The organism is Priestia sp. P5_B4 (assembly GCF_056400385.1).
Map to the genome: position 1 here is coordinate 1 of NZ_JBFULJ010000011.1, position 18,256 is coordinate 18,256.

Here is an 18,256-nt window from a genome sequence, read left to right on the forward strand (position 1 = left end):
GTTTTAAAAATGGGCGGTACAGGAAATGAATTTACCAAGAAATCTGCAATGGCTAGGAATCACGATAAGTTACAGTTAATTCTAGGTGGAGTATCTAAAAGCCCGATTCCCTATAGAATTATAATAGACTTAGATGAAAAAGATGATGAAAAGGTTAAAGAATTAAAAGAGAAGTATGGTGAAAATATAATTATTTTAGATAGAAGGGAATTTGAGAATTATCTCCTTGACTGTTACGAAGAATTAGCTGAAGTAATAAACATTGATGCAGGTTCTAAAGTTACTTCTTATGAAAAGGTGAAGATGTTAATAGCAGAAATCTTGTCACAAACAGAAAATAGAAAACTTTTTCCTAAAGAAAGGAAGGTTCCATTAAAAAATGTTGTTGGTAGCGAAGTCTTAGAAATGCTTTTTAGCGAATATAAATTAAGTTTCAATAAAGTTCGTCATGGTATAGAAATTGCATCATTAGTTTTGGAGAAACATCCGGAAAAACTCGTGTTCTTCAAAGATCAGCTAGAAAGTTTTATAAATGAAAATACAATTGCAGTTGAGGATACAATTGCACAACCTATAGGTTAATCGAGAAGAAATGTGTTTATTTGAAGGTGTTGGATAGTATTCTAGCACCTTACCGTTTCTCTATATCGTCCTGTAACGAAATTAGATGAACAACAGTGCGTCAGTAAAAAGATAATTCGCTTGTAGACCTCCATAGAAGCAGGGATATATTAAGAGAAAATTAACATTGTAACATTAATTTTAAAAAAGGGTTGCAATCTGTGTCGAATGGTAATATAATAAATATTGTTCGAAGGTCGTATGAAGTGATTCATTGATAAATAACTACTTACTGTTGAATATCAGTTAATATCACGGTAGTTCACAAGTTGTCTACTATTATGACGGTTTAGGAACTTACTCAAAATCGTGTTCCTTCGGGAGTGTCGGTTCGACCCCGACCATCGGTACTTTAGCTTTACTTGACAGGATGATTCTTGTTTTTATTTTTACTTATCGGTCGACAAATTTTGATAATATTTGCGGGTGTAGTTTAGTGGTAAAACCTCAGCCTTCCAAGCTGATGTCGTGAGTTCGATTCTCATCACCCGCTCCATACATATTGTTATCACAACGCAGTGTCTCGCTTTCAAAGCTGAGATGTTGCGTTTTTTATTTTTAGCGTAAATATAGCGTCTATCTTTTCAAGATAGACGCTATATTTACGTACATCAGTTAATGACTTGATAGGTGGCTTCGCCGCCGTGAATTTGAATGAACATGTCACTTAGGGATTTAGTTAGTTTATAAGCCTGTTCTTCTGAAAGTGAAGGCTTTAAATAAATGAACTGTACAGCTTGTGTTGTCTTTTCAGTTACGTACGCTCGGTTAGAATCGACATAAGGGCTTCCGAAAGCTCCTAGGGTATCTTTTGAAATGATTTTATTTTCTAAAGAAATATTACGTTCATTTAGAGCTTCATAAGACTCTTCTTTTTTACCGATAGTAAATTCGATGGGGCCTTCTAAATTAGAGGAGTCATAAATTCCAATTGGGACTTCATATTGCAATGAAAAAAAGTTGTTAATGTCCACAGCAGAATTGATAGAAGGCAAATACGTTTGTTTTCCTATTCTTCTAATTAAAGCTTCTATAGAAGGACGGTATTTACTTGGATCAGTTCCAAATGTTTTGAAAAGCTTTCTCCACTCGCTAACACCTTCGAATTCTGTTACTTTTTTTGACTCAAGGTCAAAATAAATGGATTCTTGAAAGAGGCGCAGACGTCCTTTTAGCATTTGAGGAGAATCACCAACTTCAATATTTTTATACTGAATGATTCCCATTTTAAAAGAAGGGCAAAGCTGTTTAATAGCGGGCGATAATGTAAAGTTCATTTTTTTGATCCTTTCTATTATAATTAGTATTTGTTCGTTTATAGATACCATCCTATCATTTCATTGAGTGAGAAAACAGTTCAATGCATGAATATATAGAATTTCTTAGAAAGGAGGCCATTATTCACTATGAATGCGTATCAGTTGAAGGAAGAAATTATTTCATACAGCAAAGAGATTGGAATCGATAAGATTGGATTTGCGAGTGCTTCCATGTTTGATGAGTTAAAGAATCGATTGTTAGCACAGCAAGAGTTAGGTTATGCTTCAGGCTTTGAAGAACCTGATATTGAAAAGAGAGTAGATCCCACATTAGTTGTTCCAAAAGCTAGATCGATTATTTCAATTGCACTTGCGTATCCTTCTAAATTAAAGGATGCACCAAAGAGCACAAAGGAAGATCGCCGTGGAATCTTTTGCCGTGCTTCTTGGGGGCAAGATTATCATACGGTTCTACGTGATAGGCTTCAAAAGCTTGAAACCTTCATAAAAGAAAAAGTACCTGCAGCTATCCTTCAATCGATGGTAGACACAGGTGAGCTGTCGGACCGAGCTGTAGCAGAAAGAGCTGGTATTGGCTGGAGCGGTAAGAACTGTGCCATTATTACACCTGAATTTGGTTCCTACGTGTATTTAGGAGAAATGATTACAGATATCCCGTTTCCTCCTGATAAACCGATAGAGGACGGTTGTGGTACTTGTAATAAGTGTGTTGATGCGTGCCCTACGGGTGCGCTTGTAACAGGTGGTCAGCTGAATTCGCAGCGATGCATTGCCTTTTTAACCCAAACAAAAGGATTTTTAGCTGAAGAATTTCGAAGTAAATTAGGCAATCGTTTATATGGCTGTGATACATGTCAAACTGTGTGTCCTGAAAATAAAGGAAAAGACTTTCATTTTCACCCTGAGATGGAGCCTGACCCAGAACTTGCGAAGCCTAAATTAAAACCGCTCTTAACGATGAGTAATCGTGAATTCAAAGAGAAATTTGGACATGTTTCCGGTTCTTGGAGAGGGAAAAAGCCAATTCAGCGTAATGCCATTATTGCACTGGCCCATTTTAAAGATCAAACCGCCGTTCCAGATTTAATTGAATTAATTAAAAATGACGTTCGCCCTGTCATTCGAGGAACAGCGGCATGGGCGTTAGGCAAAATTGGCGATAAAGAAGCGTTAAATATACTTATGAACTTAAGAGAAAAAGAAAAGGACCAAGAAGTAATTGAAGAAATGTCAAAAGGTATAGAGATGCTTCAAGAGATCTAAACCGTATTTTTATTGATAAAGTTAGCTAATGAGTCATAGCGTATAATAAACGCTTAGAAAAGTGGTGACATTATGCTAACAAAAAGGAATGTATTATATACTTTAATTAAAGCGCGTGCGGACAGCTATGTAAAAGGTGAGCTTCATGAAGACTTTAAGCCTTTCATTGAACATCAGTGTGAGCTAAAGCGGTCTCTTATAAAAAAAAGAGAAGTTGATGTTTTAAAATGTAATATGAAAGGTTCTATTCAATCTGCTCATACGGATCAGGAAGAAACAAGAGTATTATATAAGGTGCACATTCAGGCATTTTTAAAACAAAACGATTTTTTCTATATAGAAGAAGAAATTGAAGATCGTTTAGCTCTTTTTTATAAAGATACGCTTATTCAAGATGAGCTGCTGGTAAAGGGTTTTTCTGAAGATGAGGTTGAAATGGATGTAGAAGAAGTAGAGGAAGACGAAGAAAGAGCCTCTTATTATGATCGTCTTGCGGCTGTTCAGTATGCAGAAAAACATTGGGATAAACCTAATGAAAGTTATAAGCAGTTTGAGGTAAACTGCACCAACTATATTTCACAGTGTTTGCATGCAGGAAAGGCGCCGATGCGGGGATATCCTAAAAAAGCAAACGGATGGTGGATGAGAGGGAACGCCTGGAGCTATAGCTGGGCAGTTGCTCATTCCATGCACAGCTATTTAAGTAACTCCAAATCAGGACTTCGGGCTGTGAGGAAATCTTCAGCAAGCGAACTTGTCCCGGGAGACGTTATCTGCTACGATTTTGAAGGAGATGGAAGATGGAATCATACGACGATTGTTGTAGCAAAAGACGGTCACGGTATGCCTCTTGTGAATGCGAACACGTATAATAGTCGAATGAGATATTGGGCTTATGAAGATTCAACGGCTTACACGCCAAAGATTAAGTATGATTTTTTCCATATCGTTGATCGGTAAGTCTTTCGTTTTAGCAAGTTAGTGGTATAATGATGAATAGATTTGTTAGCAGAGGTGAAAATTTGTGGGAGTACACGTAGTGTTATTTCAACCAGAAATTCCAGCAAATACAGGAAATATTGCGCGAACATGTGCAGCAACAAATACGACGCTGCATTTAGTTCGTCCGTTAGGCTTTTCAACAGATGATAAAATGTTAAAGCGAGCTGGATTGGATTATTGGGAATTTGTAAATGTGGTGTATCATGATTCATTAGAGGAAGTATTCGAAAAGTATCCTGAAGCAGGTTTCTACTTCATCACAAAATTTGGTCAGCAGCCACACACAACATTTGATTATAGTGACTTAGAGCAGGATCATTTCTTCGTATTTGGAAGAGAAACAAAGGGTCTGCCAAAGCACATTATTGAAGAGAACATGGAAAGATGTCTTCGTTTACCGATGACAGAAAATGTTCGTTCTTTAAATTTATCTAATACAGCAGCTATTTTAATCTATGAAGCGCTGCGTCAACAAAATTATGCTGGTTTATCTTAAGTAAAAAGCGAGGTTCAAATTTTATTGAACCTCGCTTTTTTATTTATGTCGACGATGATATGTAGTGGTTATTTTTTAACGCCCGGTTTATCATTGTATCCCGCTCTGAAGATGGATGCTAAAAAAGCAATTGTTACTCCTAATACTAAAAGTAAGCGCATTGATTTTCCTCCTCAATCTAATTAAAAGGATTATATAGCTACTGCAGTTAAAACCGACTTCCCATATCTCATGATGATAATAATGACAAAATAACTCTTCTAGAGACATAAGTTCTCTAACAAAGTTTAGCCGTTCCTTCTTACTCTTTTATTATAGCTAATAAATACTTTACTGTGAATGCCTAGCAAGGACAAATTTCTGAATTTTACAATTTAAAAAGCATGTTCAAACATTTTGCTGCATAGATTGTATTAATCTTGTTCACTAGCACCATAACTAGTAGGGGAGGTCCTTTAATGGATATATTAAAGAAAGTTGAAAGATACCGCGAAGAAGAGAATCGTCTTAAGTGGGAAGGGACATTTGAAGAGTACCTAAAGCTGATTAAAGATGAGCCTTTAATTGCTCAGCCTGCACACTCTAGAGTATACAACATGATAAAGGATGCAGGAATTGAAGAGGTAAATGGTAAAAGACATTATAAATTTTTCAGTGGACAAATGTTTGGACTTGAAGATTCGCTAGAACGCTTGGTGGAAGAATATTTTCATCCAGCTGCAAAGCGTTTAGATGTTCGTAAACGTATTTTACTTTTAATGGGTCCAGTAAGTGGTGGTAAATCGACGCTAGTGACCATGTTAAAAAGAGGGCTTGAAGCTTATTCGCTTACTGATCGAGGAGCTGTTTACGCTATTAAAGGATGCCCAATGCATGAAGATCCGCTGCATTTAATTCCACATCATTTACGTAAAGACTTCTTTGAAGAGTATGGTATCCGAATCGAAGGAAACTTATCTCCTTTAAATACAATGCGATTAGAGGAAGAGTATGGCGGGAGAATTGAAGACGTCATTATCGAACGCATTTTCTTCTCAGAGGACAAACGAACTGGAATTGGAACGTTCAGTCCTTCTGATCCGAAATCTCAAGACATTGCCGACCTAACAGGAAGCATTGACTTTTCAACAATTGCAGAGTATGGATCTGAGTCAGATCCGCGTGCTTACCGCTTTGACGGAGAGCTTAATAAAGCAAACCGGGGAATGATGGAGTTCCAGGAGATGTTAAAATGTGATGAGAAATTTTTATGGCATTTACTCTCTTTAACCCAAGAAGGAAACTTTAAAGCAGGAAGATTTGCTTTAATTAGTGCAGATGAATTAATCGTAGCGCATACAAATGAAACAGAGTATCGCTCGTTTATTTCCAATAAGAAAAATGAAGCTTTGCATTCACGAATTATTGTAATGCCTGTTCCATATAACTTAAAAGTGAGTGATGAGGAAAAAATTTATGACAAAATGATTCGTGAAAGTGACGTATCAGATGTTCATATTGCCCCTCATACGTTACGTATTGCGTCTATCTTTACTACATTAACGAGATTAAAAGAGCCTAAAAAAGGCGATATCGATTTATTAAAGAAAATGCGCCTATACGACGGTCAATCTGTAGAAGGCTATAACGATGCAGACGTAGAAGAGTTACAAAAAGAGTATACGGATGAAGGAATGAGCGGTATTGATCCTCGTTATGTCATTAATCGCATTTCATCTACCATCATTCGAAAAGATATTAAATCAATCAATGCATTAGATGTACTGCGTTCATTGAAAGAAGGGCTAGCACAGCATGCATCTATTTCTGCTGAGGATCGAGAGCGTTACCTGAATTATATTTCTCTGGCGCGTAAAGAATATGATGAAATTGCTAAAAAAGAAGTGCAAAAAGCGTTCGTTTATTCGTATGAAGAGTCCGCTAAAACATTAATGGATAATTATTTAGATAATGTCGAAGCATACTGCAACAAAAATAAGCTTCGTGATCCGCTAACAGGAGAAGAGTTAAATCCAGATGATAAATTAATGCGTTCAATTGAAGAACAAATTGGTATTTCAGAAAATGCAAAAAAAGCATTCCGCGAAGAAATCTTAATTCGTATTTCGGCTTATGCACGTAAAGGAAAACGATTTGATTATAATTCCCATGAGCGCTTACGCGAAGCCATTCAGAAAAAATTGTTTGCGGATTTAAAAGACGTAGTGAAAATTACAACGTCCACTAAAACACCAGATGAGCAGCAGCTGAAGAAAGTAAATGAAGTAGTGGCTCGATTGATTGATGAGCATGGATACAATTCAGTATCTGCTAATGAACTGCTGCGCTATGTAGGAAGTTTGTTAAATCGATAACTCAGTACTAACAAGAAAACATGGCACTTCCGATCTGTGCCATGTTTTTCTTATCTCTTAAAATAAACTCTGCATAATTAGGCTAATGTGTAGTACGCATTGCACTTAACCATCATATGATAAGTCATAAACATATACATGACACTAGACACTATAAAATGAATAGTTAATAGTGAAAGAATTAGTTAGCAAGTATACCATTCTTGCGCATAGGATAAGAGTAACCAACCTTTGAACTAAAGGTATTTGTCAGAAACTTTCGGTATAGCTTATGCATGCCGAGTAAAAATGTGCAGGTGTTTTTTAAATAAGGAGGGGAATAGCGTGGGAAAAGAAGTAGATAAAAGTTTTGCTGTCTCAAAAGAAGACTGGTCCCTCCATCGTAAAGGCCACGATGATCAAAAAAGACATCAAGAAAAAATTAAAGAAGCAATTAAAAATAATTTACCGGATTTAATTACAGAAGAAAATATCGTGATGTCCAATGGAAGAGAAGTTGTTAAAATTCCGATCAAATCATTGGATGAATATCGAATTCGGTACAATTATGATAAAAACAAACATGTGGGTCAAGGTGATGGAGACAGTAAAGTTGGGGATGTAGTAGCACGTGATGGATCTGCTGGAGATGGTCAAAAAGGAGCAGGAAAAGGTCAAGGAGCAGGGGACCAGGCTGGAGAAGACTACTTTGAAGCAGAAGTGTCTCTTATGGAGCTTCAAGAGGCTTTATTTGCTCAATTAGAACTGCCTAATCTTCAGCGAAAAGAATCTGATCAAATTGTTGTGGAGCACATTGAGTTTAATGATATACGACGTACAGGTTTGATGGGGAATATCGATAAAAAACGAACGATGATGAGCGCTTACAAGCGAAACGCAATGACAGGAAAGGCTGCTTTTCATCCTATTTATCCGGAGGATTTAAAATTCAAAACGTGGAATGAAGTTATAAAGCCAGAATCGAAAGCAGTCGTCTTAGCTATGATGGATACGAGCGGTTCGATGGGCATATGGGAAAAGTATATGGCAAGAAGCTTTTTCTTTTGGATGACACGCTTTTTACGTACGAAATATGAAACAGTGGAAATTGAATTTATTGCGCATCATACAGAGGCAAAAGTAGTATCAGAAGAAGACTTTTTCTCTAAAGGAGAAAGCGGAGGAACTATCTGTTCATCTGCTTACCGAAAAGCGCTTGAATTAATTAACCAAAAGTATGATCCGAGCCGCTATAATATTTACCCGTTTCATTTTTCAGATGGCGATAACTTAACTTCAGATAACGCAAGGTGTGTAAAGTTAGTAAATGAATTAATGAAAGTGTCAAATATGTTTGGATATGGGGAAGTGAATCAGTACAATCGACATTCCACTTTAATGTCTGCGTACAAAAATATTCAAGACGAAAGTTTTAGACACTTTATTTTAAAACAAAAATCAGACGTTTTTCACGCGATGAAAAGCTTTTTTAGAAAAGAAACAGAAGACCAGAAATATGCTTAACCTAAAAGGCCTAGACTTGTTATCTAGGTCTTTTTTATGCGGTTTATTCAGCGCTTCTTTGGAGATAGTAAAAGTACGACTTTATCCAAAAGGAGAATAAGTGAATGAACGAAAATATAAAGAGCGAAATGCAAAAACATCAACAAAATCAGCGGTTGAACGCAGCTGAGTTAGGTTACTTATGGGCGCAATATTTAGGCGATACGCTGTATGTATGTGTTCTTGGGTATTTTCTATCTGTTGTAAAAGATGCCGAGATTAAGGATCTCTTAAAAAGAGCCCATCAGATTTCACAAACTCATGTAGACGAATTGACGGAATTATTCAGTTCGGAAAAAATTCCAATACCAGTAGGTTTTGGGGAACAAGATGTGAACAAAGAAGTTCCTGCTTTATTTGATGATATTTTTATGGCTATTTATGTAAATGAAATGGCAATTGGAGGTATGAAAAAATATGCCAGAGCCCTAAGCGCAGTGAGAAGGCAAGATATTTATGATCACCTGTCTCGATGTGTAAAAGAAAGCGACAGTCTTTTAGAGGATTCTAACCACGTTATTTTAAGAAAAAGCATGCTGATGAGACCTCCGGTTATTCCTTATCCTGTAAAAGTAAATTTTGTGGATCATAAAACGTTTATATCACCATTTTTCTCTCAAATGCATCCTCTAACTTCTTTGGAGGTTACGGCTATTCAAGAAATTGTTAATACAAATGTATTAGGTAAAACGCTGATGCTGGCATTTAGTCAAGTAGCTACCACACAAAAATTACGCTCTTATTTTTTTGATGGAGTCAAGCTTGCGAGTAAGCAAATCAAGCAATTCACTGAGTTATTGTCTGAAGCTGACCTACCAAGTCCGCGTCTGCTTGATGCGTATGTAACCAACTCAACGATTTCACCGTTTTCAGATAAACTGATGATGTATCATACTTCCACAGCGGTGACGATCGCTATTGATAACTGTGGTGCTGGCTTGTCTATGTCGTTCCGTTCGGATGTCGCATTAGAATTTTCTCAGCTAATCGGGCGTATAGGGAAGTATGGAAAAGATGGAATTCGGATTATGATTGAGCAAGGTTGGATGGAAGAACCTCCAATGTCAACAGACCGTAAGAAGTTGGCGGAGAAATAATAAGGAGTATGTTGTCGGTTATCAGTAATTTTGCGGTACTGAAACATATATAGCTAAGCGAAAATAGATTGCTCTAGACCCACTTGAATGAGCAGTGATAAGATAAAAAAGCTGATTTTTCAAGAAGTAAGTCGAGGTGTGCAAATGAACAATAGTATAAGGGAGTCCATTGCGAAAAAAGTAGCATGGATTAGCGTATGGAGCAATATTGCCCTTACGCTAGGAAAAGTAATAGTAGGATGGATTGGAAATAGTGATGCTGTATTTGCTGATGGTATTCACTCTGCAGCGGACGTATTTGCCTCTATTATTGTCTTGTTGGTTATACGAGTAGCAAATAAACCAGCAGATGATGACCATCCATATGGACATGGAAAAGCAGAAGTGATTGTCTCAGGAATCGTAGGAATTATTTTATTACTTGTATCATTTTATGTGGTATTTGAAGGAGTCGTTGGTTTATTCCATCCGGTTGAATCTCCAAATATTTTAGCCATGTGGATTGCTGTTATTTCATACATAGCAAAGGTATTGTTGTACCGTTATTCTTTAAACGTAGCGAAGCAGCACCACAGTAAGGCAATTGAGGCAATTGCCTTTGATCATAAAGCAGATATTGTTGCTTCTATTGCAGCGGCAATTGGTGTTTTATTATCGATTATTGGTGATAAAATGAATGTTCAACTGCTGTTATACGGAGATAAAATAGCAAGCATCTTTGTTGCTTATTTAATTTTTAACATTGCCAGACAAATGATGGGAGAGTCTTTTCAAATCTTAATGGAAGGCAATATTGATGAAGAGCTACTGAAAGAACTTGAAGAAAGCATTTATGAATTTGAAGATGTGAAGCGGATTGATCGCGTTCGAGCAAGAGAACATGGCCATTACATATTAGTGGATGTACGTATTTCAATTGACCACTTTAAAACAATTAAGGAAGGTCATGATTTAGGACGAGAAATCAAAGCAACACTTATGAAAAAGCATGATAATATTCAGGAAGTATTAATCCATTTGAATCCTTATTATCCAGATTAAAAAGACGCAGCGAAAATTTTCCGCTGCGTCTTTTTTCATTTTTTTACATACTATTCATTTTTTTAGAAACAATGAATAATAACAAGAGACATCGAGGCAGGTGAGTGGCACTGTTAATTAAACGAAGGCCTAAGCGAACAAAAAGTCCTATCTCCCTTGAAGAAAAAGAGCCAAAAACAGAAATTGAACTTGGCACAAATGTAGAAGAAATTCTAAAAATGCTGGAAGAAAGGTTAGACTATACGAGTGATATAGGGCAAAGGTGGCTGAAATTTAATCATGAGCGTGCGCTTTTAGTCTATTTTGTGCCCCTTATGGATTCAATCAAGTTAAATGATCATGTTATCAAACCGTTATTAATAGAAAAAGAAGGGGAGATAAAAGAAGTCATTCAGGCTGCTTCCATTACTCCTACAAAAGATTTGGATGAAATGATTAGTTTAATGAGTCGAGGTGCTTCTCTTCTATTAATCGAGAATGATCCGTTGGTTTATGCAATTGATTCCACAAAAACAGCTACAAGAGAAGTGAACCAAGCGCTGAATGAGAAAATAATCAGGGGGTCTCAAGAAAGCTTTGTGGAGAGCTTAGATAAAAATTTGAACTTGATGAGACAAAGGTTTTTAGATGGAAGCCTTATTGTACGTTATATCGAAGTAGGAAGTATTTCACGCACGCGAGTAGCGGTTTTATATTTGAAAAATATAGCTAACGTAGAGATTTGTAATACGATCATTAATCGTATCCAACAAATTGAAGTGGATGGAGTGGATAGTGGGAGTATCATTGAAGAGGCTCTAGAAGATTCGCCTCTTTCACCATTTCCTCAGCTGTTGAACACCGAAAGGCCGGATCGGGTAATGGGCAATCTGTTAGAAGGAAGAATGGCAGTGCTAACAAATGGAAATAGCTCTGCGTTGATTGCTCCCGTTAATTTTTTCTCTTTTTATCAATCGCCTGAAGATTATAATACGCGTGCACTTTATGGCTCATTTTTCCGCCTTTTACGTATATTCAGCTTTTTTGTAGCTATGAGCTTACCTGCAATTTATATTGCAACGATTTCTTTTCATTATGAATTGATTCCTTTGGACTTAGTTTTTACAGTAAAAGGTTCTCTTGAGAACGTTCCGTTTCCTCCGATAGTAGAAGCGTTTATTATGGTTTTAATATTAGAGTTACTAAAAGAGGCTTCTCTTCGGCTGCCTTCTTCAATTGCTCAAACGATTGGGGTAGTTGGAGGGTTAGTTATCGGTACAGCAATTGTTGAGGCGAGTTTAGTTTCAAATATGATGATTATTGTTATTGCTCTAACAGCCGTTTCTTCCTTTGTTGTGCCATCAAACGAAATGAGCACCACGCTGCGAATTTTAAGTTTTCCGATGATGATTGGAGCAGCAGTTTTTGGCTACTTGGGTATTGTCTTTGTATTAGTTCTTATTGTTATGCATTTAGTTATTTTAGAGTCTATTACGATGCCTTACTTAATCCCTTTTGCGCCCTTTAAAATTTCTGGTTTAAAGGATGTTTTTATGAGGATGCATCAGCTCTATTTGAATGAAAGACCTGCTAACGCTAAGCCTCAAAAACGCCAACGTCAAAAAGCGATAAGGAATTGGGATTCAAATGAATAAAAATAGTATTTCAGTCAGTCAGCTGTTCTTTATCATTTTACAAACGCAAATTGGTATTGGTGTTTTAGGGTTACCTTATAACTTATTTAAGACGGCGCATACGGACGGCTGGATTTCAATGTTAATTAGCGGGTGTATTATTCAAGTAATTACATTATTCCACTGGGGATTAACGCATCGTTTGCCAGGTCTAACTTTATATCAGATGACTAGCAAGCTGCTTGGCAAGTGGGTAGGTAATTTTTTAAATATAGGATATGTATTTTATTACATCATTGTTTCAAGTGTTATTACTGTTTTGTATGTAAACGTGTTAAAGCGCTGGCTGTACCACTTAACGCCAGCGTATGTTTTGGTCCTTTTATTAGTTGTGATTGCGCTGTATTTTGCAAAAGAGAATGTCCGCAATATAGGGCGTTTCTTTACAATTGTATCCGTATTTTTAATTATTTTAGTGCTGTTGATATCGAATGCTTATAAAGAGGCTGATGTCCGGTACCTGTTTCCCATTGGGCACAGCGGTATTCAAAATATCTTGCTGGCGTCAAAAGAGGGAAGTATTTCAATGCTAGGTTTTGAGGCAATTTTGATTTTAGCTCCATTTGTAAAGGCAAAGTCTACTATGACATTAAAGATGGTCATGCTTAGTAATTGTATCGTTACCGTTTTATATGTATATATCATCATTGCTTGTTATTTGTTTTTTAGCCCGGATGAAATCTTAATCGTACCAGAACCGGTTTTGTACATTTTAAAGGCGACGCAAAACTCAGTTATCGAACGAATAGACTTGGTTTTTATTACCTTTTGGATTATTTCTGTTATTACGTCCCTTATTATGTACGTGTATATTTCAAGTGTAGGCATGCAGGAAATATTCAAAAAGAAAACTCACCGTCCGTTTGTTCCAATTGTATTGATATTCGTAACAGGTCTTTCCATTTATTTTTCAAAAACGGATAATCTTGTGACAGCTTTATCACAGGCAACTAACTATTTAATTTACGTATTCATTTTCTGTATTCCTATTTGTTTGTTAATTCTATCATGGATAAGAAAAGGAACAGTAAAAAATGAAGCATAAACTTATCAAGATCTTCAATGTATGTTTAGTTCTAAGTTTTTTAACAGGATGCTGGGATCAAAAAATGTTAAAAGATACGATGTTTTTGTCTACAGTGGCTTATGAAAAAAAGAAAGGAAATAAGGTGATTTCTACTATTGCGATCCGTTCGTACACTTCTAAAGAAGGGATTTTAGTGAATAAAACCTACCATGTGGCAGGAGAATCACCTCGGGATGATCGAACAAAAATTAACCAGCAGGTTTCTGGAATTGTAATGTCTGCTAAAAAGAGAATAATTTTATTTGAAGATCGATTAGCTAAAGAAGGTATACTAGAATTATCAGACGTTTTATATCGTACACCAGAAAGTCCTTTGACGGCTAAGTATGTCATTGTCGAAGGAAAGCCGAGTACTATCGTTGAATTACAGCAAGTAGGAGAAGAGCTAATTGGAGAATATTTAGACGGAGTTGTTCATACGGCTGAAGCGAATTCTTTAGTACCAATTGAAACTCTTCAGTCACTTTGTACCGTGTTGTTTGATGAAGGAAAAGGGCTAGCTCTTCCTTATATGAAATTAAATACTGAAAATAAGACCGTTGATGTAATCGGTACAGCTTTGTTTAATAAAGATAAATTTTCAGGCATTACATTAAATCCTGAGGAATCCAAGGTGCTTCTTTTATTAGGAAACCAAAAAGATAAATATATGATTATGAGTGAAAAAATTACCATACATGACCAAAAGTATGTAGTATCGTATGATGTGTCAGACGCTAAAGCAAAGATGAACGTTAAGCCGGATGCGATTCACGGGGTAAAAGTGACCATACCACTACATGTAAAAGTAAGCATTAATGAATTCACTAAAAACGAAATGTCATCCCCTGCATTAATAAAAAATGTACAGGAAGAAATTGAAAAAGTTCTACAAAAGAAAGCAGAAAAAGTAGTTGTAAAGTTGCAAAAAGCTAACTGCGATTTTCTTGAAATAGGAAGAGAAGTAGCCGCTTATCATCCGAGTATATGGGAAAGGCTTAAATGGAGACAGGATTATAAAAACATCTCGATTAATCCGAAAGTACAAGTGGAAATTATCCATCGTGGAATTATTAATTAACAAAAGTCATGCGAAAAGCATGGCTTTTTTAAGTGAAAAAATTTTAGTTTACAAAATAATAAAAAGGGAATTGTATTTATTTATTGATGTGATAGGATAAAAAAGCATGTAAATGCATTCACTACGAATGAAAGCAGTGGACGGGTACATATAGATAATAATAAATGGTTTTGGGAGTCAAAGAAGGTGATGTTGAAGTGAATGTAAGCATCAGGTCAATCGTTAAAAAAGTCATGTTCATTCTATTTATTGTGTATACAGCAGTGGTCATTTATGCTACTCTCATACGGGAAAACGAACATGTTTACGGAAAAGCAATGAACTTGGATTTATTTAGCACGATCCGTCTGATGTGGGACAGCGGGAATATAATGCTCACTCTGACAAATATACTGGGGAATATCTTGATGTTTGCGCCGCTTGGAATGTTTATTCCTTTGTTTATGAAGTGGTTTGACGGTTTTATTCAAGTGTTTACGACGGGTTTCTTAATCAGTTTTCTGATTGAAATTTTACAGTACAAGCTAACGGAACGAGTATTTGATATTGATGATATCTTTTTGAATACGCTAGGTACATTTATAGGCTGGGTTATTATTAAAATACTATATTGGGTCAAGAACGTGCTGAAAGCACGTTTCAAAAAAAGATAAAGAGATGGAGACATAACTGAATCAATAGCTAGAAAGCAGCTACAGATATGAAGTCTACGTTTACCATCACAATGAAAAGATCCGAACGATTAATCGTTCGGATCTTTCTTCAACTAAAATACTTTTGTCCTAGCCACTGCCTCTTGTTGATAGAAACACTTAATGCAGCGCCTTACGGAAGAATGTGAGGATTCAACGATAATGTGCTGACAATTTTGCTGAACAAATAATAACTTTCTTTCAAGCTGCTTAATTTGTTCTTTAAGCTGTTCTACTTCATTATTGATAGATATTTGAACCACTGTTAACAAACTCTTTAGCTTTTTCTTTCATTCCTTCTTTTCTTACTTCGTTTACATCTTTTTCATTTTCTTGAGCCATGTTACGAATATCTTGAGAAATACGCATCGAACAGAATTTAGGTCCACACATTGAACAGAAATGGGCTGTTTTAGCACCTTCAGCGGGAAGTGTTTCATCGTGATATTCTTTTGCGCGCTCTGGATCTAGTGACAGGTTAAATTGATCATTCCATCTAAATTCAAATCTTGCTTTAGACAGCGCGTTATCGCGTTTTTGTGCTCCTGGATGGCCTTTTGCTAGGTCAGCGGCATGCGCAGCAATTTTATAGGTGATAACGCCTTCTCGAACGTCTTCTTTATTTGGCAGACCTAAATGTTCTTTTGGCGTTACGTAGCAAAGCATAGCTGTCCCAAACCAGCCAATCATTGCAGCCCCGATACCTGATGTAATATGGTCATAGCCTGGAGCGATGTCGGTTGTAAGCGGTCCAAGAGTATAGAAGGGAGCTTCTTGGCATATTTCCATTTGTTTATCTACGTTTTCTTTGATGAGGTGCATAGGGACATGTCCAGGGCCTTCAATCATAACTTGAACATCGTGTTTCCAAGCAATTTTAGTTAGTTCACCAAGCGTTTCTAATTCACCGAACTGTGCCTCATCATTAGCATCTGCAATGGAACCAGGACGCAGCCCATCGCCAAGCGAAATAGAAATATCGTATGCTTTACAGATTTCACAGATTTCTTCAAAGCGAGTATATAAAAAGTTCTCTTCATGATGAGCTAAACACCACTGCGCCAAGATGGATCCTCCGCGTGAAACAATACCTGTCGTACGTTTCGCTGTTAGAGGAATATAGCGTAAAAGAACACCTGCGTGAATAGTAAAGTAATCAACACCTTGCTCCGCTTGTTCAATTAATGTATCGCGATATGCTTCCCACGTTAGATCTTCTGCRACACCTTTTACTTTTTCAAGCGCTTGGTAAATAGGAACAGTCCCTACAGGAACAGGCGAGTTGCGGATAATCCATTCGCGCGTTGTGTGGATATCCTTTCCTGTTGATAAATCCATAATTGTATCGGCTCCCCAACGCGTTGCCCATGTCATTTTTTCTACTTCATCTTCAATAGCTGAACGAATAGCTGAATTTCCGATATTAGCATTGATTTTTACGTGGAATTTGCGGCCGATAATCATCGGTTCGCTCTCAGGGTGATTGATATTATTAGGGATAATGGCACGTCCTCTTGCTACTTCTTCACGCACGACTTCAGGATCCATCTGTTCACGAATAGCGATAAATTCCATTTCGGGCGTGATGATTCCTTTTTTCGCATAGTGCATTTGCGTTACATTTTGATTTTTTTTCGCGCGCAAAGGTAAACGATTAGTGATAAAGCGCTCGTACTGATCTCTTGGATCACCATCATAATAACCGTTATCCTGTGGCTGAACCGTACGGCCTTGATATGTTTCTACATCGTTTCGTTCTGCAATCCACTTTTCGCGCAGAGCCGGTAATCCTTTTTGTAAATTAATTTCATAACAGGGATCTGTATAAACACCACTCGTGTCGTATACACGTACGGGATTATTTTCTTCTTCCCCAAAAGATCCTGTAGTAGGAGACTGATGGATTTCACGCATAGGCACTTTAAGATCTTCTCTGGATCCTTGGACATATACTTTGTGACTGTTTGGAAAAGGCTTTTTCATAGAAACTGATACATTTTGTTTTGACATTACATATTCCTCCGGTTTCGCATAAAGTGTAGCTATACCGAACCATAAAAAAATCGGGTTCTGTGATAGACAGAACCCGATGGAATAGGCGAAAAAAGAATAAACATATACTATTCTTTTCAAGACTACTTCCCTCCGCTGGTATAACCCAAATCAGGTTCAAAGGGTTAAAGAGTTTTATAGCACTCTTCTCTCAGTCTGAGCTATCAGACACCCCTAGTAGAAATAACATTCAAATTATTCAATTTACGGCTTAAGTTTACCATCATTCGGTAAAAAATCAACCCTTAAATAAAAAAAGCTAGACAATCAACGTTGTCTAGCAGCATCGATTGCAATCACAATAGCTGTAATAATGTGCATAACAAACCCTAAAAATGGAATCCAAGCAACCAGTGAAGTAACAATCCCTAGTATGTTTCCATACGCAGATAACCCTCGTCTATTAGCTAAAATGAGTGTGATAGCATGAAGAATAAATCCAATAAAAAGAGGAGTATAACTAAAGCCCATAACAATCCCCGCGCCAATTAAAGGAATTCCCAGCAAGGCTTCATACCCAGCAGTGACCCATTTCATTGTACGTACATTTCCATTCATAGTAAAAAGCCTCCTAAAAAAGATACTACTATATACGAGAAAAGAGAGAAAAAAGTTTCAAATTACTTAGGGGATATGTCGTATAAGCAAGCACTAGTTGATTAAAATGATAGATGACAGTAAAGGGGATGGAAAAAACATAATCATTTAGTCATTTTTTCACACTAAAGAAAAATAGTCTAGATGATTCATTTTTAGCTAAGGGCCTGGATTTTATACCGAACATAGCGACTGCTTTTTAAAACAAATAAAAGCTGATATCTTGTTTTTTGGTTATAGCATGTAAGGTTTTTATTACAAATTATTAAAGATTCTTATCTTTTTGCAAATACACATTGTATTTCATAGTTTTAACAATTATGATAAAAAAGCAAGTGTCAAAATAGGAAAATAGTTGAGCATGGAAAACGAAGCGATAAGCTTATTAATTTGAAAGAA

At 36.6% G+C, this 18,256-nt stretch carries 16 protein-coding genes, 1 tRNA gene and 1 riboswitch; of the genes, 13 read left to right on the forward strand and 4 right to left on the reverse strand.

Annotation, left to right across the window (positions count from 1 at the left end; genetic code table 11):
• Positions 1 to 582, forward strand: a 582-nt coding sequence (locus AC1DRF_RS02945; RefSeq protein ID WP_477740311.1) for a hypothetical protein, incomplete at its 5' end; no start/stop codon positions are given.
• Between the two features lie 461 nt (positions 583 to 1,043).
• Positions 1,044 to 1,117: transfer RNA gene (locus AC1DRF_RS02950), tRNA-Gly, on the forward strand.
• Positions 1,118 to 1,232: 115 nt separating this feature from the next.
• Here the strand turns inward: AC1DRF_RS02950 and AC1DRF_RS02955 are convergent.
• Positions 1,233 to 1,898, reverse strand: coding sequence for a B3/B4 domain-containing protein (locus AC1DRF_RS02955; RefSeq protein ID WP_427077048.1), 666 nt, complete (start codon positions 1,896 to 1,898; stop codon positions 1,233 to 1,235).
• A gap of 129 nt (positions 1,899 to 2,027) precedes the next feature.
• On the opposite strand from AC1DRF_RS02955, the gene queG reads away from it, so the two are divergent.
• The 11 genes from queG to AC1DRF_RS03010 all read left to right on the forward strand — a co-directional run bounded on the left by queG (position 2,028) and on the right by AC1DRF_RS03010 (position 15,169).
• Positions 2,028 to 3,164, forward strand: a complete 1,137-nt coding sequence (gene queG / locus AC1DRF_RS02960; protein WP_477740312.1) for a tRNA epoxyqueuosine(34) reductase QueG — start codon at positions 2,028 to 2,030, stop codon at positions 3,162 to 3,164.
• 72 nt (positions 3,165 to 3,236) lie between these two features.
• Entirely contained in the window at positions 3,237 to 4,124 is an 888-nt protein-coding gene (locus AC1DRF_RS02965) for an amidase domain-containing protein (RefSeq protein WP_097824837.1), read from the forward strand.
• 64 nt (positions 4,125 to 4,188) lie between these two features.
• Positions 4,189 to 4,662, forward strand: a complete 474-nt coding sequence (gene trmL, locus AC1DRF_RS02970) for a tRNA (uridine(34)/cytosine(34)/5-carboxymethylaminomethyluridine(34)-2'-O)-methyltransferase TrmL (RefSeq protein ID WP_016762878.1) — start codon at positions 4,189 to 4,191, stop codon at positions 4,660 to 4,662.
• Between the two features lie 458 nt (positions 4,663 to 5,120).
• Positions 5,121 to 7,016 carry a PrkA family serine protein kinase gene (locus AC1DRF_RS02975; RefSeq protein WP_013055179.1) on the forward strand — a complete coding sequence of 632 codons (1,896 nt, stop codon included), beginning with the start codon at positions 5,121 to 5,123 and terminating at the stop codon, positions 7,014 to 7,016.
• Positions 7,017 to 7,304: 288 nt separating this feature from the next.
• Positions 7,305 to 8,519, forward strand: coding sequence for a sporulation protein YhbH (gene yhbH / locus AC1DRF_RS02980; protein WP_272911289.1), 1,215 nt, complete (start codon positions 7,305 to 7,307; stop codon positions 8,517 to 8,519).
• 104 nt (positions 8,520 to 8,623) lie between these two features.
• Complete coding sequence (locus AC1DRF_RS02985; protein WP_477740313.1) at positions 8,624 to 9,655, forward strand: DUF3231 family protein; 1,032 nt, start codon at positions 8,624 to 8,626, stop codon at positions 9,653 to 9,655.
• An 87-nt stretch (positions 9,656 to 9,742) separates the two neighbouring features.
• A complete protein-coding gene (locus tag AC1DRF_RS02990; RefSeq protein WP_080781585.1) occupies positions 9,743 to 10,696 on the forward strand; it encodes a cation diffusion facilitator family transporter in 954 nt (317 codons plus the stop codon).
• 104 nt (positions 10,697 to 10,800) lie between these two features.
• Entirely contained in the window at positions 10,801 to 12,330 is a 1,530-nt protein-coding gene (locus AC1DRF_RS02995) for a spore germination protein (RefSeq protein ID WP_052500295.1), read from the forward strand.
• Positions 12,323 to 13,414 (forward strand): GerAB/ArcD/ProY family transporter, encoded by a 1,092-nt coding sequence (locus tag AC1DRF_RS03000; protein WP_043978124.1) that lies wholly within the window; start codon positions 12,323 to 12,325, stop codon positions 13,412 to 13,414. Before AC1DRF_RS02995 ends, AC1DRF_RS03000 begins: the two co-directional genes overlap by 8 nt.
• Positions 13,404 to 14,516: a Ger(x)C family spore germination protein gene (locus AC1DRF_RS03005; RefSeq protein ID WP_427077051.1), complete on the forward strand. Its 1,113-nt coding sequence runs from the start codon at positions 13,404 to 13,406 to the stop codon at positions 14,514 to 14,516. The genes AC1DRF_RS03000 and AC1DRF_RS03005 overlap by 11 nt, the downstream gene beginning before the upstream one ends.
• 164 nt (positions 14,517 to 14,680) lie before the next feature.
• Positions 14,681 to 15,169, forward strand: a complete 489-nt coding sequence (locus tag AC1DRF_RS03010) for a VanZ family protein (RefSeq protein ID WP_477740314.1) — start codon at positions 14,681 to 14,683, stop codon at positions 15,167 to 15,169.
• A 113-nt stretch (positions 15,170 to 15,282) separates the two neighbouring features.
• Here the strand turns inward: AC1DRF_RS03010 and AC1DRF_RS03015 are convergent, their stop codons facing one another.
• The 3 genes from AC1DRF_RS03015 to AC1DRF_RS03025 form a co-directional block, all read right to left on the reverse strand.
• Positions 15,283 to 15,471: a hypothetical protein gene (locus AC1DRF_RS03015; protein ID WP_043978118.1), complete on the reverse strand. Its 189-nt coding sequence runs from the start codon at positions 15,469 to 15,471 to the stop codon at positions 15,283 to 15,285.
• Positions 15,449 to 17,218, reverse strand: coding sequence for a phosphomethylpyrimidine synthase ThiC (thiC, locus tag AC1DRF_RS03020; protein ID WP_043978116.1), 1,770 nt, complete (start codon positions 17,216 to 17,218; stop codon positions 15,449 to 15,451). The genes AC1DRF_RS03015 and thiC overlap by 23 nt, the downstream gene beginning before the upstream one ends.
• Positions 17,219 to 17,331: 113 nt before the next feature.
• Positions 17,332 to 17,446: riboswitch (TPP riboswitch) on the reverse strand.
• A gap of 81 nt (positions 17,447 to 17,527) precedes the next feature.
• Complete coding sequence (locus tag AC1DRF_RS03025; protein ID WP_043978114.1) at positions 17,528 to 17,818, reverse strand: hypothetical protein; 291 nt, start codon at positions 17,816 to 17,818, stop codon at positions 17,528 to 17,530.
• Between the last annotated feature and the right edge of the window lie 438 nt (positions 17,819 to 18,256).

What these genes read in the sequence shown, in the direction of transcription:
- AC1DRF_RS02955 (WP_427077048.1), bottom strand. Translation starts at nt 1,898, where the DNA reads ATGAACTTTACATTATCGCCCGCTATTAAACAGCTTTGCCCTTCTTTT.
- AC1DRF_RS02985 (WP_477740313.1), top strand. Translation starts at nt 8,624, where the DNA reads ATGAACGAAAATATAAAGAGCGAAATGCAAAAACATCAACAAAATCAG.
- AC1DRF_RS03000 (WP_043978124.1), top strand. Translation starts at nt 12,323, where the DNA reads ATGAATAAAAATAGTATTTCAGTCAGTCAGCTGTTCTTTATCATTTTA.
- AC1DRF_RS03025 (WP_043978114.1), bottom strand. Translation starts at nt 17,818, where the DNA reads ATGAATGGAAATGTACGTACAATGAAATGGGTCACTGCTGGGTATGAA.
- AC1DRF_RS03005 (WP_427077051.1), top strand. Translation starts at nt 13,404, where the DNA reads ATGAAGCATAAACTTATCAAGATCTTCAATGTATGTTTAGTTCTAAGT.
- AC1DRF_RS03010 (WP_477740314.1), top strand. Translation starts at nt 14,681, where the DNA reads ATGGTTTTGGGAGTCAAAGAAGGTGATGTTGAAGTGAATGTAAGCATC.
- AC1DRF_RS02975 (WP_013055179.1), top strand. Translation starts at nt 5,121, where the DNA reads ATGGATATATTAAAGAAAGTTGAAAGATACCGCGAAGAAGAGAATCGT.
- yhbH (WP_272911289.1), top strand. Translation starts at nt 7,305, where the DNA reads ATGTGCAGGTGTTTTTTAAATAAGGAGGGGAATAGCGTGGGAAAAGAA.
- AC1DRF_RS02990 (WP_080781585.1), top strand. Translation starts at nt 9,743, where the DNA reads ATGAGCAGTGATAAGATAAAAAAGCTGATTTTTCAAGAAGTAAGTCGA.
- AC1DRF_RS02965 (WP_097824837.1), top strand. Translation starts at nt 3,237, where the DNA reads ATGCTAACAAAAAGGAATGTATTATATACTTTAATTAAAGCGCGTGCG.
- queG (WP_477740312.1), top strand. Translation starts at nt 2,028, where the DNA reads ATGAATGCGTATCAGTTGAAGGAAGAAATTATTTCATACAGCAAAGAG.